We start from the raw sequence: 19,076 nt of genomic DNA on the forward strand, positions 1-19,076 counted from the left end.
CTCGCGCCGCGGTGCCTCGGCCCCACCCCCGCTCTTTTTTGTCCCGCAACCCGACCCCCACCCCGGGGCGGGGGGGGCCCCCGGGGGCCCCCCCCGCGGTTCGCGTTCGTGCCGGTCACTCCCGCTTCGAGAACTCGGCCTGCCAGCCGGTCACTCCAGCTTCGGCCACTCGGTCTCGATCAGGCGGGCCGAGTCGGTGACCGCCTCCCGGCCCGCCGAGGACGCCGACGAGACGACGATCACGCTCCGCGAGGCCGAGGTGCGCCAGCACATCAACGTCGGCGGGCGGCCGAGGTTCAGGTCCGGATCGTTGCCGACCTCGGTCGTGCAGCGGATCCCGTTTCCAGCAGGTGTGCCGGCGTTCCGTGCCCGCCGCAGCAGCGGGTCGCCCGTCGCGTCCCGCCACGACCCGACGACCAGCATCGTGCCGTCCTGGTAGGCGATCTCCTGGCTCCTGGTCCGTCCGCTGACCCGCAGACGGTCGCGCAGGTCGTCGATGGCGGCCGAGGCCCGCGCCTCGGCCGAATCAGGGCTCGCCTGACGGCTCGCCTCGACCGAGGGGACCGGGCTGAGTTCGACGGGTGCGGCATGCATCATTCCGGGGGTACGGCTGACCGGCGCCGTCTCCTCCGGAGTGGACGAGGCCGTCGCCGGGGCTGTCTGCGGCGCCAGTGCCTCCGGCTCGGGCAGGCTCGGCTGCTGCTCGTTCATCAGCTGGATGGCCAGGAACCCGGCGGCGACGAATGCCACGACGGCCACGGCGGTCGAGGCCACCAGCCGTCTCCGGTGCCGCGCCGATTCGTCGGGTCCGGTCGCCGACACCGAGGCGTAGAGGCCACCCTCGTGCGCCGCGTATTCATCGTGATCGTCGTGATGCTCGTCGTAGGCCATGTCACCGTCCCGCGCCTGCTTCTCCGCGATGTCCCGCGCTCATCTCCCGCCCCGACCGCCCACGACGTCTCGCGCCCAGCCACTCGCGATCTTGTTGACACCTGTCCCGCAGAACTCCACAAGATCGCGGGCGGTGCCGGAGCGTGGCGGGCTGGGGCTCGACGAGCAAGATCGCGGTGATGTCGCTGTCGTCTAGGCCCATACTCCCAAAGAAAGGTACATATCGGGCGGAATTCGGATCATCGACAGGCACTGTCGGCATCTCGTCAGCCCGTCGTCGTTGGGGCGGGCTCTGGCCGTACCCCCGGATCGGAATCTGCCTTTGCCGCAGCATGCGGCGGGAGCCGCCGGGGTGGACCCTGCGTGACCGGACCGGAACGACGGGTGCCGATGCCTCTGCCGGGCGTCACCCGGAACGGCGAGGGGCCGGTCCGGGCGGTTGACCGTCGGGCCGATGCACGCGCATCGTGTGGGCACGCGGGTTCGAGGGCGGGCGGATCCGGCAGTGATGCACCGTGCCCCGCCGCCGGACCAGCAGGTGGGGAGGTGGCGGCACGTGACCGGCGACCAGGCGGACCATGATCCAGCCAGGCCGTCGTGGGACTGCCGAGCCTGCGGCCGCCCGTGGCCGTGCGACCCGGCGCGCGAACAGCTGGCGGGCGCCAACGGCCGGGTCGAACTGGCCGTCCTCATGTGGAACCACCTGGAGGAGGCCGCCCGGGACATGCCCCAGACGCCCGCCTCGGAACTCTTCGAACGCTTCCTGCGCTGGACCGACCGCCCGTCCGGCCCGGCCTGATCAGCGAAGGCCGGCGTTCGAACGCTTCCTGCGCTGGACCGGCGGCCCGTCCGGCCCGGCCTGATCAGCGAAGGCCGGCGACCGCCGCGTCGGTGCCGCCGCGCCAGATGATGCCCGCCTCCCGGAAGCCGGCCGCGCGCAGCGTCTCGACGTGCCACGACACCGGTGGCGTCCACTCCTGACTGTGCCGGTGTGACGGGTAGATCCGCTCCCGCTCGACCGCCTTCGGTGCCAGTTGCTCGTCGGCGGCGGCGAGTGCCCACCACTGTGGCCACGAGGTGGCCGCGCCTGTCGCATATCGCGCCTCGCGCTGCGCCCGCCGGTGCTCGTGCAACTGGCGGGACAACTCGGTCAGGCCCTCGTCCGCCATCTCGTCGGCGTTTGCGAACAGGCCGCCCGGGCGCAGCACCTCCCGGATCTCCGCATACAGTGCGGCGACCCGTTCGGCCGGCAGCCAGTGCAGCGCCGTCGCGGTCAGCACCGCGTCGAACGGTTCGGCCGGCAGCTTGGCCCGCCAGCCGGGGTCGCCCAGGTCGGCGTCGACCACTGTCGCCCGGTCCCGCAGTGAGGACCCGGCGATCGTCAGCAGCACCGGATCCTGATCGAGGACGGTGACCTGCGCCCCGGGGAAGCGGGCCAGCGTGCGCAGCGAGATCGTGCCGGTGCCGCCGGCCAGATCGAGTAGCCGCGGGGCCTCGCCGCCGGTCACCGCGGCCACGGCGTCGAGCATCGCCGCGAACCGTTCCTCCCGGTCCGGCATGAAGGCGGCCTGCTGCCGGTCCCAGCTCTCCTGCCACTCGCGATGGTTCGTCAGGTAAGTACTCATAACCCTCACGGTAGTTACATCAGCGGGATCGCTCAAGGGGCGGTGAGCCGTTCGGCGAAGGCCCGCAGATCGCGGCGTTCGATCGCCGCCGCCATCAGGTCCGGGAACGCGTCAGGCGTGCACGCGAACGCCGGCACACCCAGTGCCGCCAGGGCCGCCGCGTTCTCGTGGTCGTAGGCCGGCGCGCCCTCGTCGGAGAGCGCCAGCAGCACCACCACCTGCACACCTGCGGCGGTCATCTCGGCCACCCGGCGCAGCATCTCCTCCCGGACGCCACCCTCGTACAGATCGCTGATCAGCACGAAGATGCTGTCCCGTGGTCGCGTGATCAGCTGCTGCGAGTAGGCGATCGCCCGGTTGATGTCGGTGCCCCCGCCCAGCTGGGTGCCGAACAGCACCTCCACCGGGTCGGCCAGCTGATCGGTCAGATCCACCACCGCGGTGTCGAACACCACGAGCGACGTGCGCAGCGATCGCATCGAGGCCAGCACCGCCGCGAACACCCCGGCGAACACCACCGACGCGGCCATCGAACCGGACTGGTCGACGCACAGCACCACGTCCCGCTGTACCGCGGTGCCGCGCCGCCCGTACCCGACGAGCCGTTCCGGAATGACCGTGCGGTGCTCCGGCTGATAGTGCTTCAGGTTCGCCCGGATCGTCCGGTCCCAGTCGATGTCCGCGTGCCGCGGCCGGCTGATCCGGGCGGCCCGGTTCAGCGCGCCGGTCACCGCGGTGCGGGTCGGTTGCGCGATGCGGCGTTCGAGTTCTTCCACGACGGTACGGACCACCTGCCGCGCCGTCTCCCGGGCCGCGTCGGGCATCACCCGGTTCAGCGAGAGCAACGTGCCGACCAGGTGCACGTCCGGCTCCACGGCGGCGAGCATCTCCGGTTCCAGCAGCAGCCGGGTCAGATCCAGCCGTTCGATGGCGTCGGCCTGCATCACCTGCACCACCGTGCCCGGAAAATACTCCCGGATGTCACCGAGCCAGCGGGCCACCTTCGGCGCCGAGCTCCCCAGCCCCGCCGACCGTTTCGCCGGCCGGTCATCGGTGTCCCCGGCGTCGTAGAGCGCCGCCATCGCGGCATCCATCGCCCCGTCCCGCCCGTCGGCCTTGCCGAGCGGCTCCTCCGCGGCCCCGCCGAGCACCAGCCGCCACCGTCGCCGCCGCTCCGCCCCCACCTGCTCGTCGTCGCTCAACCCGCACCCCCTGTCGTGACCCGGCGGCCGAGCAGGGCGCTCAGCGTCGCCAACGGTGCCGCCGCCCGGTCCGGGTCGATTTCGGCGAGCTCTCCGGCCTGTGCCGGCCCGCCCCCGGCGATCCGCTCGCCGATGGCCCGCCGCTCGCCCGGGTCGAAACCGCCGAACGTCCGCCGCAGCAACGGCAGCACACTGTCGAACGCGTCCGCCGGAATGTCCGCCAGCCAGTCGTCCACCAGCGACAACAGCGCCTCGTCATGGACCAGCAGCAGCCCGCCGCCGGACAGGAACCCCTCCACCCAGGCCGCCGCGTGCGCCGGTGGCGTCCCGACGGTCAGCGGCAGCCGCAACCGGCGGCGCACCTCGGCGCCGTCCAGCCGTCCGGCGTCCAGCAGCAGCCGGGTCAGCCGCCCGGCCGGCAGCCCGTGCAACCCGGGCCGGGACGCCAGCGAGCCGATCGTGGCCAGCCAGCGTTCCCGCAACGGCTCGTCGTCGAGGAGCCCGACCGCCCGGTGCACCCCGTCCATGCCGTCCCGCAGCTGACGGGCCGCCTCGTCGGAGAGCGAACCGGCCACCGACGGCAGCGCCGCGCACACCCGGCCCAGCAGGCTCGCGGTCACCGTGGCCAGCCCGGCCACGTCGGTGCGGCGCACGTCGCCGTACCGCAGGGTCCTGGCCAGCGCCGGGATCGCCGCCATCAGGTGATGCACGTCGGTGTCCAGCGCGGCGCGGGTGTCCAGGGCGGCGAGCACCGGCGGGTACGCCCCGGCGAGATCCGCGAGCAGGCAGGTCTCCACCAGTTCGGTGACCTCGGCCAGCGTCTGCGCCTCCCGGGCACGCCGGGTGACCCGGGCGGTCGCGGCCGCCACCACGGTCGTGCCCCACATGCTGCCCTCGACCAGCCGGACCGCGAACTCCGGCTGCCACGCCAGACGCCACTCCTCCCGGAACGTCCCGGTCCCGCGCCGGGTGGCGGCCCGCTGCCCCCAGGGCACCCCGAGAACCGTGAGCCGATGCAGCAGCCGGCTGCGCCGCAGGTCGTTGTCCTGCCGCAGATCCAGGTCGAGGTGGCGCTCGGCGGCCTCCGGCTTGAGCCGCATCGAACGCTGCTGCGCGGTCAGGTCCCGCACCAGCGGCACCGACGGCATGTCGTCCGGCACGGTCCCCAGCCGCTCGCCGACGACCAGGCGGCGGGCGATCAGCTCGGACCGCAACGGCTCACCGTCACACATCACCGCCTCGGCGGCCTCGGTCACCTCGGCCAGCCCGGCGAGCGGCCGCCCGCGCATCGTGGCCAGGGCTTCCGCGAGCCGGACGGCCTCGATCACGTGCGCCGACGACGTGGGTACGCCCTCCGCCCGCAGCACCCCCGCGGCGTCCACCAGCCAGCGGGCGACCACGTCGTCCCCGGTGGTGAACAGGTGGTGATACCAGCCCGGCGACCGCACTCCGGCCCCGTAACCCGACCACGACGCCAGCCGCCCGTAGGTCCACGGCACCCAGGTGAACGCCACCTTGCCCTTACGCCGGCCCTTGAGCAGCGCGGTGTCGTCCTTGACCGCGACCTTGCGGGTCAGTGCCGGCACGTGCCAGGCCCCGCACACCACGGCGATGTCCTCGTGCCGTCGCCGCTCCTCACGCAGCACCGACCGCATGAACGCCTCGCGCACCAGATCGTCCGGGTCCTCCGGCGCGTGCTCCCGGATGGCGGCCATCGCTTCGGCGACCGCCTCGAACGCCGGCATCCCGCGGTGCTCGACGACGTCCTCCCACCAGCGCTCCGGATCGTCGTAGACGGCCGCGGCGGCCAGCTCCGCGATCGGGTCCACCGGCCGCACCGGCCCGGCCGGATCGACGCCGTCCGGCCCATCCGCGGTCCCCGTCTCCGGCACCGGCGCCGACTCCACAGCGGCTCGCGAGACGCCGGCACCGGTCACCGGGTGCGGGACAGCGTCCTCCGGCGCCGTGGACGCCTCCGCGGCAGGCGGGACGCGGTACCCGTACGGAAGGTCGAAAAAACGGACGTGGACGCCGCGCCGGACCGCCCACCGGATGGCCTGCCATTCCGGTGAGAAGACCGCGAACGGCCAGAACGCCGCCTTCCCCGGGTCGTCGACGGCGTAGCCGAGCAGGGCCACCGGCGGCTCGAGGCCGCCGTCCGCCACCCACCGGACCAGGTCGTCGGCCTCCGGCGGGCCCTCGATCAGCAGCACCTCCGGCGGGTGCGCGTCGAGTTCGCGCACCACCGCGCGAGCCGAACCCGGGCCGTGGTGCCGGATCCCGTAGATCCGCTCAGGCATCGCGGGCGGCCCGGTAGAAGTCGAGCCAGCCGGACCGCTCCCGGACCACGGTCTCCAGGTATTCGCGCCAGACCACACCGTCCGACACCGGGTCCTTGACGACGGCGCCGACGATGCCGGCGGCCACGTCGCCCGGATGCAGCGTGCCGTCACCGAAATGGGCGGCCAGCGCCATCCCGTTCGTCACCACCGAGATGGCCTCGGCGGTCGAGAGGGTCCCGGTCGGCGACTTCAAGGTGGTACGGCCGTCCTCCGTCACCCCGGACCGCAGCTCCCGGAAGATCGTCACCACCCGGCGGATCTCCTCCATCGCGGCCGGCACCTCGGGCAACTCCAGGGCCCGGCCGAGCTGGGCGACCCGACGAGCGACGATCTCCACCTCGTCGTCGGCGCTGGCCGGCATCGGCAGCACCACCGTGTTGAACCGGCGCCGCAGCGCACTGGACAGCTCGTTGACCCCGCGGTCCCGGTCGTTGGCGGTGGCGATCAGGTTGAACCCGCGCCGCGCCTGCACCTCGGTGTTCAGCTCGGGAACCGGCAGCGTCTTCTCGGACAGCACGGTGATCAGCGCGTCCTGCACGTCGGACGGCACCCGGGTCAGCTCCTCGACGCGGGCGATCGACCCGATCCGCATGGCCCGCATGATCGGGCTCGGCACCAGTGCCGCGTCGGTCGGGCCCTCGGCGAGCAGGCGCGCATAGTTCCACCCGTAGCGGATCGCCTCCTCGGCGGTGCCCGCGGTGCCCTGCACGAGCAGGGTCGAGTCGCCGGAGATGGCCGCCGCGAGATGCTCGGACACCCACGTCTTGGCGGTTCCGGGCACCCCGAGCAGCAGCAGCGCCCGGTCGGTGGCCAGGGTGGAGACGGCCACCTCCATGAGCCGGCGTGGACCCACGTACTTCGGGGTGATCTTCGCGCCGTCGCCGAGCAGATACGTGACGACGGCCTGTGGCGACAGCCGCCAGCCCGGCGGGCGGGGCCGGTCGTCGGCCGCCGCGAGCAGGGCCAGCTCCTCGGAATACTGGTCCTCGGCGTGCGGTCGCAGCGCCTCGGACGTCGGGGTCGTGCCGTCGTTCACTGGAGCTCCTGAAGCATCTCGTGGCGGAAGGTGAGCGTGCGGGCCAGCTCGGCGACCGGGCGGACCCGGGCCGGGTCGACGATCTGGTCGAGGCGTGCGGCCAGTCGCCCGGCCAGGTCGGCGTATCCGGGGGGCATGGCCAGCCCGGCCGCCCGGCAGAGCTCGCCGAGCTGCCAGGTGTGCCGGTCGGTACGGGCCCGCTGCTCGACCGTCTCCAGGACGGCCACCGAAAGCCCGTCCGACCACGGTCCCGGATGCAGCCCGAGCAGCCGCTGCGCGGAGCCGTCCTCGGAACGCAGCGCAGTCGTGGCCAGGCGGGCCAGCACGTCGGGTGGCAGCACCAGGTGCAGATCCCACCGGACGGCCTCCCGCAGCGTCCCGTTGTCGGCCGCGAGCAGCGCCGACGCCCACCGGGCATCCCGCTGGACGACCGCCGCCTTGGCCCACCCGTGCAGCAGCGGATTGGCCCAGTCATGCCCACGAGCCGCCGCGATCCACCCGGCCGGTTCGAGCCCGAGGCCCGGGCGACCCGGCTGATCGTCGGACGGCCCACCCGGTCCTGGCGCCTGGCCGGTCCAGGTGTCGAGTGGTGTGCCGGCCAGCACCTCTTCGAGGAGCCACGCCCCCACGCCGACACCGCGGACAGGTGTCGCCCCGACGCCGTCGCGCCGCAGGTCACGGTCGAGTTCGGTGGGTGGTTCGACGGTCAGCCGCCCGGACTCGCCGAACCGGACCGCGGTGTGGGCGCGGTCGGTCATCCGCCGGCCGAGAGCCGCCCCGGGCAGGTGGCGAAGCAGGTCGAGCGCGGCCTCACGGACCTCCTTGCGGCGGTCGTCGAGGGCGCGTTCGAGCAGGGGCTCGTCGGCGGTGGACAGACCCGGGCCGAACGTCTCGAGGAAACGGGCCCGGTTGTCCGAGGACTCCTCGGCCCAGGTGCTCTCCAGCAGCTCCCGGGCCCTGTCGGGGTCGGTGGCCCGCAGCGCGGTGAGGTGACCGAGGCGTTCGGCGCTGGTCGCCGTGGTCCAATCGCAGGTCAGCGCCGGGGCCGCTTCGTTGAGCAGCCAGCGCCACTCAGCACGTTGCGCGGCCAGCCAGGCGCCACGCCGCCCGGCGACCCGGGCCATGTCGGCCCGCACCGACGTGTTGCGGCGGCCGGCCTCCAGCAGGTCCGGAAGGAGCACCGGTGGCACGACGCCACCGCGGCTCGCGGCGGCCGCCAGCCACTGAGCCAGCAGCTCCTGCTCGTGATGGCCGCCGCCGGGCGCCCCGCCACCGAGGATCCGGCCCAGCCGCGCCCCGGCGGCCGGCGGCAGGGGAGCGTCCGTCTCCGAAGGCGCTGCCTCCAGCGGGACCCGCCCGATCGCCGGCTCCACTCCGGCCCGCCGGCAGGTGAGAGCCACCGCCGCCGCTTCGAGAAGCGCAGCTCCAGCTCCGAGATCGACCGTCAGGGCGCCGACCCGCAGTGCGGACGCCGACCACGGCCGTCGCCCGGTGCCGACCAGGGCGGCCGTCAACAGCTCGGGCGGCAGCTCGGCTGAGCGCCGCGCACCGGAATCCGGCACCGGCGCCGCGGCCGGGACGAATCGCCCGTCGACCCAGGCCGCGAGTGGCCGCAACCCGGCCGGTGACCACTCCGCAGCGACGGTGGCGGGTCCGGCGCCGGCCGCCGCGAGCAGCCACCACGGCTCACGATGGCCGGGCGCGAGGGGCAGGGCGGAACCCTCGGCATCGACCAGGTGACCGTCTGCCGTGGGGCGGACCGCGGCGAGGAGCATCGGTGCGTCATACCGCCAGGGCTCGGAAGCGACGAGTGCCGCCCACCGGGACAGACCCGCCCGGATGGAGCCGGCGCCGTCGGGGGAGCCGAACGGCTCGGCCGCCGAGACGCGCTCGGCGACGAGCGCCCGCAGCGGCGCCGCGCCCGGATGGAAGCAGAGGTCGCCGCGGAACTCGGTGCCGGGGATCAGGTCGGTGGGCAACGGCTGGCCGGGCGCCGCGAACGACAGGACCAGCGCGAACCGCCCGGTCGAGCCGTGCAGCCAGGTGCGCCGGCTGGTCAGTGCGCCCTCGTCGGTCTCCACCTGCCCGAGAACCTGCCAGCGATCACCGACGCGTGGCCCGGCCAGCACCTCCTCGGCCGGGGTGGGAATGCCGATCCGGGACTTGACGGTGGCCGCCAGCCCGGGATCGAGGTCGCCGAGCCGGGAGTGGCCGTCGACCAGCAGCCGCAGCAGCGCCAGCTCGCCGAGAAGCCGGTCGGCCCAGTGTGGCCCGACCCCGGCGAAGCCGCCGAGCCGCCGGACCGCGCCGGCCGCCCCGGGCGCCTGCGCGTCGACGAGCCGGGCCGCCATCGTCTCGAACGGCTCCGGACCGGCCCGCCCGGCCACCGCCAGGCCCTGCTCGATCTGGTCGTCGAGCCATCGCCGCAGCTCGGCCATGCCACCGGCGACCCGGTCGGCGCGGCCCCGGGCGCGTTTGGCGGCGGCCACCGGGTCGGGCGGGGCGGTGCTCCTCGGCCGGGACCGGGCGGCCTGCCACCGCGTCGCGAACTCCGGCGCCGGGAGATCGGCGACGCCGGACTCGGACCAGTGCAGCAGCAGCCCGAGCACGTGTTTGCAGGGGATCTTGCGGCTCGGGCAGGAGCACTTGAAGGCCGGCCCGGCCAGGTCGGCGGCGACCTGATAGCCCCGGCACAGTCCCCAGAGGATGTCGCCGGTCAGGCCGGTGGCGGAGAACTGGCCGGCGGCGCCACGCGCGTTGCGCAGCGAGGCGGGATCGGGCGCGAGCGCCTCGACCTGGGCGGCGGACCATCGTTCAACTGACACACGACGACCCTAGGCCCGGGGTACGACGTTTTTCCGCCCCCGCACGCGGCACACTGGTGACATGCGGGTGATCGTTTTCGGGGCGACCGGGATGGTGGGTCAGGGCGTGCTGCGGGAGTGCCTGCTCGCGCCGGATGTGACCGAGGTGCTGGTGGTGACCCGTAATCCGACGGGTGTCGAGCATCCGAAACTGCGTGAGGTCATGCTGGACGACTTCGCCGACCTGAGCCCGATCGCCGGGGAGCTGACCGGCTACGACGCCTGTTTCTACTGCCTGGGCGTGTCATCGGTGGGGATGGACGAGGCCGCCTACACCCGGGTGTCCTACGACTTCCCGATGGCCGCGGCCCGCCTGCTGGCCCCGCTCGGCGAGGACCTGACCTTCGTCTACGTCTCCGGTGAGGGCACCGACGCGGACAGCCGTCTGATGTGGTCCCGGGTGAAGGCCCGCACCGAGCGGGAGATCATGGCGACGTTCCGCAACGGATTCGCCTTCCGCCCCGGGTTCATCCAGCCCACGCACGGTGTGCGCTCGAAGACCGGCTGGTACAACACCGCCTACACGGTCATCGCGCCGCTGGTCCCGCTGATCCGCCGGGTCGCGCCGCGTTACATCACCACCACCGACGAGCTCGGCCGGGCCATGCTGCGGGCCGCCCGGGGCGGTTACGCCAAGCGCATCGTCACGACGGCGGACATGCGCTGACGACTGTCCCCACACGACCGCGCCGAAGGCCAGCGTCATCCCGGCCAGCTGCACCGGGGTCAGCGTCTGGCCGAGCGCGGCCCAGCCGACCACCGTCGCGGTGAGCGGCGCGAACAGGCTGAGCAGCGACACCCGTGCCGCCGGCAGGCGATCCAGTCCGCGGAACCAGAGCGTGTAGGCAAGCGCCGTCCCGATCAGGCTCAGGTAGGCGTACCCGCTGAGATTTGTCACTGACAGTGAGGGAATCGGGCCCTCCGCCAGGAGAGTGACCGGGACCAGCAGCAGACCCCCCATGGTCAATTGCCATCCGGTCACGGTGAGCAACGAGACGCCGGGTCGCCCCCACCGCTTGGTGAGGACGAGGCCGAGCGCCATCGATCCGGCGCCGGCCAGGCCGGCGGCGACGCCGACCGGGTCGAGGTGGGCGGAACCGGTCAGCACCGCGAGCGAGACGCCGACCACCCCGATCAAACCCGCGGCGACGGTACGGCCGGAGGCGCGCTCACTCAGCAGGAGCACACTGAGGCCGGCCACGAGCAGTGGCTGAACCGCTCCGAGGACCGCCGCCATCCCGCCCGGCAGGCGGTAGGCGGTGACGAAGAGCAGCGCGAAGAAGATGCCGATGTTGAGCGCGCCGAGCACCGCCGACTTCCACCACCAGGCGCCACGCGGGAGCCGGCGGGTGATGGCGAGCAGCGCCAGCCCGGCCGGCAGGGCCCGCAGCATCCCGCTCAGCAGTGGCCGGTCGGGTGGCAGGAACTCGGTGGTGACCGCATACGTCGTCCCCCACAGCACCGGTGTGAGGGCGGTGACCAGCAGGATCCGCATCCGACTCAACTCCCTCGGCATATCTCTCGACAAGAAGTATCTCGACGTAAAGATAAACTTTGCCGAGAAGCTTGTCATCAAGAGAATGGGGAACGTGACCGACGACATCGACCGGATCCTGGCCCAGTGGGCCGGCGAACGCCCCGACCTGGACACCGAGGCCATGGGCGTTTTCGGACGCATCTACCGCCTCGCCAGGCTGGCCGGCGACGCCACCGAGCGCGCCTACGCCGGGTTCGGCATCGCCCGTGCCGACTTCGACGTGCTGGCCACGCTGCGCCGCTCCGGGGCCCCGTTCCAGCTGTCGCCGGGCGCCCTGGCCGCGTCGATGATGCTGAGCACCGGCGGCACCACGGCCCGCCTCGACCGCCTCGAGAAGGCCGACCTGGTGGCCCGTTCCCCCGACCCGAACGACCGCCGCGGCATCCTGGTCCGCCTGACCCCCGAGGGGCGCGCCATCGCCGACGAGGCGGTCACCGCCGGCCTGGCCGAGCAGCAGCGCCTCCTGGCCCACCTCCCCGCGGAGGAGCGGGCCCAGCTGAGCGCCCTGCTACGAGACCTCCTGAACGGCCTCTGAGGGGTTTTGATTCGCCTAATTGCGGGTTTCCTGCAAAAATCGAGTCATGGCAAGCGAGGGTGTGGCTTCTGGCGCTTCGGTCCTGCTGTCCTTCCGAGCGGAGAATGTGCGTTCCTTCCGTGATCCGCTGGAGGTCAGCATGCTGGCCACCACCCTGGCGCAGGCCGACTGTGTCCGTCAGGTGGGCTGGCGCGAGGGTGGGCGTCCGCTCGGTGTGCTGCCCGCGGCTGGGATCTTCGGGGCGAACGCCACCGGCAAGAGCAACGTGCTCCGGGCAATGCACGACATGCGCCTGCACGTTCTTCAGTCGTTCCGATTCGGCAACCCGACCGGTGGCATCAGCCGGCGTCCCTACCTGCTGGATCCGGCGACGCGCGCCGCGCCCTCCCGGTTCGAGGTGGACCTCGTTCTCAACGGTGTCCGGCACGAGTACGGGTTCGTCCTCGACGACACGCGGATCCTGGAGGAGTGGGCGTACCGGTATCCCCGTGGCCGTCCGGCGATGCTGTTCCACCGGCACGCGGACACCGTCGAGCTGGGTTCGGTGGAACGCGCCAAGGGCCGCGCCGTGACCGAGCTGCTGCGGCCGAACGCATTGTTCCTCTCCACCGCGGCGTCGGCCAACCACGCCGTCCTCCTTCCGCTCTATGCCTGGTTCGAGCGGAACCTTCTGCTGGCCGAGGCGAACAGCAGGCAGTTCCGCCAGGCGCTCACCGCACAGCTTCTGGAGGATCCCGGTGCGCGGGAGCGGGTCCTCGCGTTCCTGCGTGCGGCTGATCTCGGGATCACCGGCGCCCAGATGGTCGAACCGGACCCGGTCACTCGGGAACGGATGCAGCGGGCCGTGCGCATCATTCTCGGCCAGGAGGAGGAGCCCGATCCGGCAGCCGACGGCCCGGCCTTCGCCTCGTTCGGGCTGATGCTCGTCCACCGGGTCGATGACATCGAAGTCGCGATGGGCGCCGAGGACGAATCGCTGGGGACGCTGGTGTGGTTCGGTCTGGCCGGCCCGGTGCTGACCGCGCTCACCGACGGCTCCGTGTTGCTCGCCGACGAGCTCGACGCCAGCCTGCACCCGGCTCTGGTGGCTGAGCTGGTCCGGTTGTTCCAGGACCCGGCCACCAATCCGCGCCGCGCCCAGCTGATCTTCAACTCGCACGATGCCGCCCTGCTGGGTGAACCGGGTGGGGCCGGTCCGCTCGGCCGGGACCAGGTGTGGTTCACCGAGAAACGCGACGACGGCAGTTCCCGGATCTACGGACTGGCCGACCTCGCACCACGGAAGGAGGAGGCGATCGGCCGCCGATACCTCGCCGGACGCTACGGTGCGGTGCCGATCCTGTCCCGGCAACAGTTCGCCGACGCGGTCCGTGGACCGGCCGAGGTAGACGGCCGGTGAGGGGTTCGAAGCCGCCCGTCCGGCAGGTCACGGCACGAGCCCAGCGCCGCGAGATCCTGGCTTTCGTCGAGGGCCGGGAGACCGAGGAGCGGTACCTGACCCACTGGGCTCGGCGTCATCGTGACCGGGTTCTCGTCACCATCGATCCGTTCCGGGGTGGTCCGCTCCAACTCGTCGAGCACGCGGTCGCGGCGAAGAGGCGAGATGAGCGTGACGCCAAGCGTGGGCGTGGGAAGCCGTACGACGAGATCTGGTGTGTCTTCGACATCGACGAGCACCCCAATATCGAGGCGGCCCGGAGCCTGGCGGAACGGAACGACATCGCTCTCGCCGTGTCGAATCCGTGCATCGAGCTGTGGTTCCTGCTCCATTTCGCGGAACGCTTCGCCTACCTCGACCGGTACGAGGCACAGCGGCTCGCCCGTGCCCATCTGGGAGCCGGCAAGGTTCTCCACGAGAGGGCCCTGGAGACTCTCATCGCGCGGATCGAGGACGCCACCCTTCGCGCGCAGAAACTGGAGGAGAAACACGAGGGTGACGGTTCGCCACTCGGCGCCAATCCCGGTTCGGGAATGTGGCGGCTTGTGGACCGTATCCGCAACGCCTGACGATCATTGCGGCCCGTGGCCGACCGGGACGGTTTCGGCTGCCGGTGGTGGGGGTGGGGGAGTGCCGTCGCCGAAGGGGCGGCCGCCCAGGGACTCGCGGCCGTGCGGGGTCAGCCAGCCGCGCGGGTCCGGGCCGGCCGGGACGATGCCGCGCGGATTGATGTCCCGGTGCACCTCGTAGTAGTGCCGTTTGATGTGCGCGAAATCGATCGTGTCCCCGAATCCCGGCGTCTGGAACAGATCCCGCGCGTACGCCCACAGCACCGGCATCTCGGTGAGCTTGGACCGGTTGCACTTGAAATGGCCGTGGTAGACGGCGTCGAATCGGGCCAGTGTCGTGAACAGCCTGACGTCCGCCTCGGTGATCGTGTCGCCGACCAGGTAACGCTGCCCGGAAAGGCGTTCCGAGAGCTGATCGAGACGGGCGAACAACCTGCCGTACGCCTTCTCGTAGGCCTCCTGTGTGCCCGCGAATCCGGCCCGGTAGACGCCGTTGTTGACGTCGGCGAAAACGCCCTCGTTCACCTCGTCGATCTCGTCGCGCAGGTGCGGCGGATAGAGCTGCGGCGCGCCCGGCCGATGGAATCCGGCCCACTCCAGCGACATGTCGAGGGTGATCTGCGCGAAGTCGTTGGTGACGACCTTTCCGCTGGTCACGTCCACGATCGCGGGAACCGTGACGCCCTTGTCGTAATCCGGGAAACGGGCCAGGAACGCGTCGCGCAACCGTTCGATTCCGAGCACCGGATCACGGCCGCCCGGGTCCAGATCGAACGTCCAGCTCCGTTCGTCGTGCGTCGGCCCGCAGACGCCCATCGACAGCGCGTCGCCGATGCCGAGCAGCCGCCGCACGATGATCGCCCGATTCGCCCACGGGCACGCCCGCGCCACCACGAGCCGATACCGCCCCGCCTCGACCGGAAAACCATCCCGCCCGTCGGCGGTGATCCGGGTGGCGATGTACCGCTGATCGCGGGTGAACTCACCCGCCGGATTCACGTAGGCCATGCCATCCATCGTTCCCGAACGGCAAATCCCGAACCACTTTTTCCGGTACGCCCCAGGCCCGGCCCGACCGCAATCCGCGCGTCCCGTGGCGGCCACGCGAGAAAGCCGGTGGGTCGCCGCCGAAACGCGGCCGCCGGGCTGAGGCCCGGGGAGACGGTCATCACGGCCATCGGTGGGGAAAGGGGCGAGGCATCCCCCCGTGTTCGACGCCTCGCCCCTGCTCGTGGTCCCGGCTGTCGCCTTTATAGCACGCCGGGAAAGCGCTTCCAGAGTCTTTCTGGGAGCGCGCCCATCCAGGCCTGGTCGCTGGTCATGGCCGGGAGGCCGGCGATGTCGCACAGCCCGGTGCGACACGCACACATCACCCGGTCGGGTCGGCCGGCCCTCGCCGCCGTGCCCTGACCCGGCGCGCCGGCCGGCCTCGACAACTCCGCCGGCCCCGCCGTCGCTCCCTGACCCGGGTGCCGGGGCCAGGGCGCGACGACTGGTCCTTACCTTCCTCGAACGTTCCGGATGCCCGTCCGGCGGCATGATGACCTGGTGATGACTGGCCGGGAAGCCGATGATGGGCCGGTGACGGACACACCGGGCAGGGGACTGGTCCTCGTGGTCGAGGACGAACGGCCGATCGCCGACCTGGTCCGGCTCTACCTGAGCCGCGAGGGGTTCGGTGTGCACGTCGAACAGGACGGCGCCGCCGGGCTGGCCGCCGCCCGCCGGCTGCGCCCGGTCGCGTGCATCCTGGACATCGCTCTGCCCGGACTGGACGGCACCGAGATCTGCCGCCGGCTGCGCGCCGACGGTGACTGGACGCCGGTGATCTTCCTGACCGCGCGGGACGACGAGGTGGACCGGATCCTCGGGCTGGAACTGGGCGGCGACGACTACGTGACGAAACCGTTCAGCCCGCGGGAGCTGGTGACCCGGGTGAAGACGCTGCTGCGGCGCGTGGCGGTCACCGGGGAGACCGATCGGGTCCGGTCGCTCGGCCCCCTGACCCTCGACCCGGGCCGCCGGGCCGCCACCGTGGACGGCGCCCCGGTGACCCTGACGGCCACCGAGTTCGACCTGCTCGCCCATCTGCTGGGCCGCCCGGGACGGGTGTTCACCCGGGAGGAGCTGCTGGCCGCGGTCTGGGGATACGCGTCGCACGCCGGCACCCGTACCGTCGATGTGCACGTGGCGCAGGTGCGTGCCAAGCTCGGCTCGTCCGCCGGTCTGATCCGGACCGTCCGCGGGGTCGGGTACACCGCTGATGCGTGACTTCTTCCGTACCCTGACCGGCCGTGCCGTGCTCGTCACCGCCGCCACCGCGGTGGTCGCGGTGATCGTGACCGCCCTGGTCGCCGTGCCGATCGCGGTCCGTTCGGTGAACACCCAGATCCGCGCCGAGCTGGTGGACAAGACGGTCCTCGCGGTCGAGTCGCTCACCGACGAGCGGCCGGCCGCCCGGAAACGGATCACCGACCGGCTGCGTGCCCAGGACATCGAGATCTACCTGATCAGAAACGGTCGCGTGGACCGGGAGGGCCTGCCGCCCCGGGTGGTCCGCCGGGTGCTGGCCGGCGAGAACGTCGACATCCGTGCCCTGATCGGCGGCCGGCCCTCGTTCATCGCCGGCCGTCCACTCCCGGGCGCCGCCGCCGGTGTGATCCTCACCCGCCGGGTCGCCTCCGGTGTGGGGTTCCGGGTGCTCAGCGGTGTCTGGGTGGCGCTGGTGGCCGGCCTGCTCGGCGGGGTGCTGGCCGGTGCGCTGCTGGCCAGGTTCGTGGCCCGGCCGATCGGGCTGGCCGCGGCCGCCGCCGGCCGGCTCTCCGCCGGGGACCGTTCGGTGCGGATCACCCGCGCCGGCCCGGCCGAGGCGGTCCGGCTCGCCGACGCGTTCAACCAGCTGGCGGCCGCTCTGCAGACGAGCGAGGGCCGGGAACGCGACTTCCTGCTGTCGGTGTCGCACGAACTGCGCACCCCGCTCGCGACGATCCGCGGCTACGCCGAGGCGCTGGCCGACGGGGTGATCGCCGGGGACGACACGGCCGCCGCCGGATCGACCGTGCTGGCCGAGGCACAACGCCTGGACCGGCTGATCTCCGACCTGCTGGTGCTCTCCCGGCTGGAGGCCGCCGACCTGCCCCTGGACGTCACCGAAGTCGAATTGGGCGAACTCGTCCGGCAGGCCGGCCAGGCGTGGGCTGCCCGGTGTGCCGACGGCGGCCCGGCGCTGACCGTGGAGATCCCGGACGCCCCGGTCACCGTCGGCACCGACCCGGGCCGGATCCGGCAGGTGCTGGACGGCCTCTGCGAGAACGCGTTACGTGTGGTCCCGACCGGCGCGCCACTGATCCTGGCGGTCCGGCCAGGCGACCAGGGCGGAATCATCGAGGTACGCGACGGTGGCCCCGGCTTCACCGACGACGACTTGGCCGTGGCCTTCGAACGCGGCGAACTGAACCGCCGCTACCGGGGCGTCCGCAAGGTCGGCAGCGGCCTGGGCCTGGCCCTGGCGGCCCGCCTGGTGACCCGCCTGGGCGGCCGGATAACCGCAGGCCACGCCCCCGAAGGCGGCGCGATGTTCACGGTCGAGCTCCCGTACCGCTGAGCTCGTGCGCCGCGGGTGCTTACGCGCCGGTGTGTGGTGACCTGTGGTGCGGATCGAGCCACACGTCACCACGCTCTTACCGAACTCGAACATCTGCCTGATCCGGCCTGATTGCATCCTGTCGAACATCGATCGCATGGCTCGTACATCTGTGAAGGTATTGATCTTTGCTGTTGCTCTTGCGGTGAGCGGCTGTGGCGCGCAAGCGCCCGCGGACGTCGCCGCCGAAATGGTGGCGCTGCAAGAGGTCGGGTTCGATGCCGGGGACGCCGCCTCGGACTCGCCCGGAGTGCGGCCCCAGGCCGTGCGCAGACTGCTGCGGAAGAACACGCTGCACGGTGAGGTCGTGGTGCGGACCCGCGACGGCGAGGACCGCACCATCGTGGTGCAGCGTGGCGAGGTCACCGCCGCGGACGACAAGACTTTCACCGTCAAGTCGTCCGACGGCTATGAGCTGACCTGGGCCTTCGGTGACCCGCTGCGGGTGGCCCAGAACAGGGAGAAGACCGAGCGCAGCGCGGTGAAGGCGGGTGTTCAGGTGGGCGTCGGCGGGGTCCGTGACGGCTCGGCCACCACGGCCCGCCTGATCATCGTGAAGTGACGCCTCTCACTGGAGGAAGCTGCCGAACGGCGACAGCAGCAGCTTGCCGAGGCCGGTGGCGGTGTTGTCGAGGCGGCGGCGCTCCTTGTCGAGCGCGCCCAGGTCGTGCCGGAGCGCCCAGATCTTCTGGGCGTTGCGCCAGGCGACGTTTCGGGTGTACTCCACCATCTCGCCCTGCCACCAGTCGTCCAGATCACCGTTCATCGTGTCGATGAGCAGCTGCCAGCGGTCCAGATAGCCGCGGCGCAGACCCGGGATCTCCTCGGCGAAGATGTCGTTGACCTGGAGATAGTCGTGGTGCTGGTCGCTGCCGTCGACCGGATCGCTGCCCAGGTGGTCGAACGTGGTCACCAGGGCGAACGGCAGGTCGAAGTTGATGTGCGCGTTGACCCCGGCGACCGCCGACGGCAGAGCGCGCGCGTCCGGCCCGGGGATCCGGGAGAACAGGCCGGCCCACACGCCCGGACAGGCTGGGCTGCCCTCGGTCCAGTAGCGGAGGGCGTCGAAATAGCGGGCGGCGAATTCGACATCGAGCCGGGCCAGGAATGACGGGTCCTTGAACTTGCCGGCGTAGAGACGCTCCAGCACGTTCTCGGTGATCGTGAGATAGAGCCTGTTGAAGTCGGCCAGCGGGTTGCTATCGAGCAACGGTGGCACTCGGCACAGCACGACCTGCACTTGTGCGAGTAGGTCGACCACTCCGGGGACGTCGTCGGGGTGCCGTTGCAGGAGGTCGGACATCTCCTGCTGTACGGGGCCCCAGATGGGCTGGGTCATGGGTTCCTCCGTGGGTGATGCAAAGGCAACGGAGGGCCCCCAGCACCGCCCGGCG

Annotated in this window: 16 protein-coding genes and 1 pseudogene; 8 read left to right on the plus strand and 9 right to left on the minus strand. The window is 72.1% G+C overall.

Features of this window, described 5'->3' with window-relative positions:
* Positions 1–150: 150 nt before the first annotated feature.
* The gene (locus AB0E94_RS45345) at positions 151–891 is read right to left on the minus strand and encodes a hypothetical protein (protein ID WP_360340376.1); all 741 of its coding nucleotides are present in this window, start codon (positions 889–891) and stop codon (positions 151–153) included.
* A gap of 556 nt (positions 892–1,447) precedes the next feature.
* On the opposite strand from AB0E94_RS45345, the gene AB0E94_RS45350 reads away from it, so the two are divergent.
* Positions 1,448–1,690, plus strand: coding sequence for a hypothetical protein (locus AB0E94_RS45350; RefSeq protein WP_360340379.1), 243 nt, complete (start codon positions 1,448–1,450; stop codon positions 1,688–1,690).
* A gap of 64 nt (positions 1,691–1,754) precedes the next feature.
* Here AB0E94_RS45350 and AB0E94_RS45355 read toward each other — a convergent pair whose 3' ends face one another.
* From AB0E94_RS45355 to AB0E94_RS45375, 5 genes are read right to left on the minus strand one after another with little or no spacing between them, the layout of a single operon-like run.
* On the minus strand, positions 1,755–2,516 hold the full coding sequence (locus AB0E94_RS45355; RefSeq protein ID WP_360340382.1) for a class I SAM-dependent methyltransferase: 762 nt from the start codon (positions 2,514–2,516) through the stop codon (positions 1,755–1,757).
* Between the two features lie 32 nt (positions 2,517–2,548).
* The gene (locus tag AB0E94_RS45360) at positions 2,549–3,718 is read right to left on the minus strand and encodes a VWA domain-containing protein (protein WP_360340385.1); all 1,170 of its coding nucleotides are present in this window, start codon (positions 3,716–3,718) and stop codon (positions 2,549–2,551) included.
* Complete coding sequence (locus AB0E94_RS45365) at positions 3,715–6,018, minus strand: DUF5682 family protein (protein ID WP_360340388.1); 2,304 nt, start codon at positions 6,016–6,018, stop codon at positions 3,715–3,717. Before AB0E94_RS45365 ends, AB0E94_RS45360 begins: the two co-directional genes overlap by 4 nt.
* The gene (locus tag AB0E94_RS45370) at positions 6,011–7,096 is read right to left on the minus strand and encodes an AAA family ATPase (RefSeq protein ID WP_360340391.1); all 1,086 of its coding nucleotides are present in this window, start codon (positions 7,094–7,096) and stop codon (positions 6,011–6,013) included. Before AB0E94_RS45370 ends, AB0E94_RS45365 begins: the two co-directional genes overlap by 8 nt.
* Positions 7,093–9,921: an SWIM zinc finger family protein gene (locus AB0E94_RS45375; protein WP_360340394.1), complete on the minus strand. Its 2,829-nt coding sequence runs from the start codon at positions 9,919–9,921 to the stop codon at positions 7,093–7,095. Before AB0E94_RS45375 ends, AB0E94_RS45370 begins: the two co-directional genes overlap by 4 nt.
* A 61-nt stretch (positions 9,922–9,982) precedes the next feature.
* Here AB0E94_RS45375 and AB0E94_RS45380 point away from each other — a divergent pair, with 61 nt between their 5' ends.
* Positions 9,983–10,627: an epimerase gene (locus tag AB0E94_RS45380; protein ID WP_360340397.1), complete on the plus strand. Its 645-nt coding sequence runs from the start codon at positions 9,983–9,985 to the stop codon at positions 10,625–10,627.
* Positions 10,628–10,651: 24 nt separating this feature from the next.
* Here AB0E94_RS45380 and AB0E94_RS45385 read toward each other — a convergent pair.
* Positions 10,652–11,638: pseudogene (locus AB0E94_RS45385) on the minus strand (EamA family transporter); the annotation flags it as partial.
* Between AB0E94_RS45385 and AB0E94_RS45390 the strand changes: the two are divergent.
* Genes AB0E94_RS45390 through AB0E94_RS45400 form a run of 3 tightly spaced genes read left to right on the plus strand, consistent with a single transcriptional unit; the run spans position 11,550 to position 14,039 of the window.
* Complete coding sequence (locus AB0E94_RS45390; protein ID WP_360340400.1) at positions 11,550–12,032, plus strand: MarR family transcriptional regulator; 483 nt, start codon at positions 11,550–11,552, stop codon at positions 12,030–12,032. The pseudogene AB0E94_RS45385 and the gene AB0E94_RS45390 sit on opposite strands and share 89 nt — an antisense overlap.
* A 46-nt stretch (positions 12,033–12,078) precedes the next feature.
* Positions 12,079–13,431 (plus strand): ATP-binding protein, encoded by a 1,353-nt coding sequence (locus tag AB0E94_RS45395; protein ID WP_360340403.1) that lies wholly within the window; start codon positions 12,079–12,081, stop codon positions 13,429–13,431.
* The gene (locus tag AB0E94_RS45400) at positions 13,428–14,039 is read left to right on the plus strand and encodes an RloB family protein (RefSeq protein WP_360340406.1); all 612 of its coding nucleotides are present in this window, start codon (positions 13,428–13,430) and stop codon (positions 14,037–14,039) included. Before AB0E94_RS45395 ends, AB0E94_RS45400 begins: the two co-directional genes overlap by 4 nt.
* Before the next feature lie 3 nt (positions 14,040–14,042).
* Here AB0E94_RS45400 and AB0E94_RS45405 read toward each other — a convergent pair whose 3' ends face one another.
* Complete coding sequence (locus tag AB0E94_RS45405) at positions 14,043–15,047, minus strand: glutathione S-transferase C-terminal domain-containing protein (protein ID WP_360340409.1); 1,005 nt, start codon at positions 15,045–15,047, stop codon at positions 14,043–14,045.
* A 573-nt stretch (positions 15,048–15,620) separates the two neighbouring features.
* On the opposite strand from AB0E94_RS45405, the gene AB0E94_RS45410 reads away from it, so the two are divergent.
* From AB0E94_RS45410 to AB0E94_RS45420, 3 genes are read left to right on the plus strand one after another with little or no spacing between them, the layout of a single operon-like run.
* On the plus strand, positions 15,621–16,310 hold the full coding sequence (locus AB0E94_RS45410) for a response regulator transcription factor (RefSeq protein ID WP_360340412.1): 690 nt from the start codon (positions 15,621–15,623) through the stop codon (positions 16,308–16,310).
* Positions 16,303–17,643, plus strand: a complete 1,341-nt coding sequence (locus AB0E94_RS45415; RefSeq protein WP_360340415.1) for a histidine kinase dimerization/phospho-acceptor domain-containing protein — start codon at positions 16,303–16,305, stop codon at positions 17,641–17,643. Before AB0E94_RS45410 ends, AB0E94_RS45415 begins: the two co-directional genes overlap by 8 nt.
* A gap of 46 nt (positions 17,644–17,689) precedes the next feature.
* Entirely contained in the window at positions 17,690–18,244 is a 555-nt protein-coding gene (locus AB0E94_RS45420; protein WP_360340418.1) for a hypothetical protein, read from the plus strand.
* Positions 18,245–18,250: 6 nt separating this feature from the next.
* On the opposite strand, the gene AB0E94_RS45425 is transcribed toward AB0E94_RS45420, so the two are convergent.
* A complete protein-coding gene (locus AB0E94_RS45425) occupies positions 18,251–19,021 on the minus strand; it encodes a DUF5995 family protein (protein WP_360340421.1) in 771 nt (256 codons plus the stop codon).
* Positions 19,022–19,076 lie beyond the last annotated feature (55 nt).

The sequence above is a fragment of the Actinoplanes sp. NPDC026670 genome (assembly GCF_040638175.1).
Taxonomy (GTDB): domain Bacteria; phylum Actinomycetota; class Actinomycetes; order Mycobacteriales; family Micromonosporaceae; genus Actinoplanes.

Coding starts and splice junctions, on each gene's coding strand:
- AB0E94_RS45415 (WP_360340415.1), top strand. CDS start 16,303: ATGCGTGACTTCTTCCGTACCCTGACCGGCCGTGCCGTGCTCGTCACC.
- AB0E94_RS45345 (WP_360340376.1), bottom strand. CDS start 891: ATGGCCTACGACGAGCATCACGACGATCACGATGAATACGCGGCGCAC.
- AB0E94_RS45380 (WP_360340397.1), top strand. CDS start 9,983: ATGCGGGTGATCGTTTTCGGGGCGACCGGGATGGTGGGTCAGGGCGTG.
- AB0E94_RS45365 (WP_360340388.1), bottom strand. CDS start 6,018: ATGCCTGAGCGGATCTACGGGATCCGGCACCACGGCCCGGGTTCGGCT.
- AB0E94_RS45425 (WP_360340421.1), bottom strand. CDS start 19,021: ATGACCCAGCCCATCTGGGGCCCCGTACAGCAGGAGATGTCCGACCTC.
- AB0E94_RS45405 (WP_360340409.1), bottom strand. CDS start 15,047: ATGGCCTACGTGAATCCGGCGGGTGAGTTCACCCGCGATCAGCGGTAC.
- AB0E94_RS45395 (WP_360340403.1), top strand. CDS start 12,079: ATGGCAAGCGAGGGTGTGGCTTCTGGCGCTTCGGTCCTGCTGTCCTTC.
- AB0E94_RS45355 (WP_360340382.1), bottom strand. CDS start 2,516: ATGAGTACTTACCTGACGAACCATCGCGAGTGGCAGGAGAGCTGGGAC.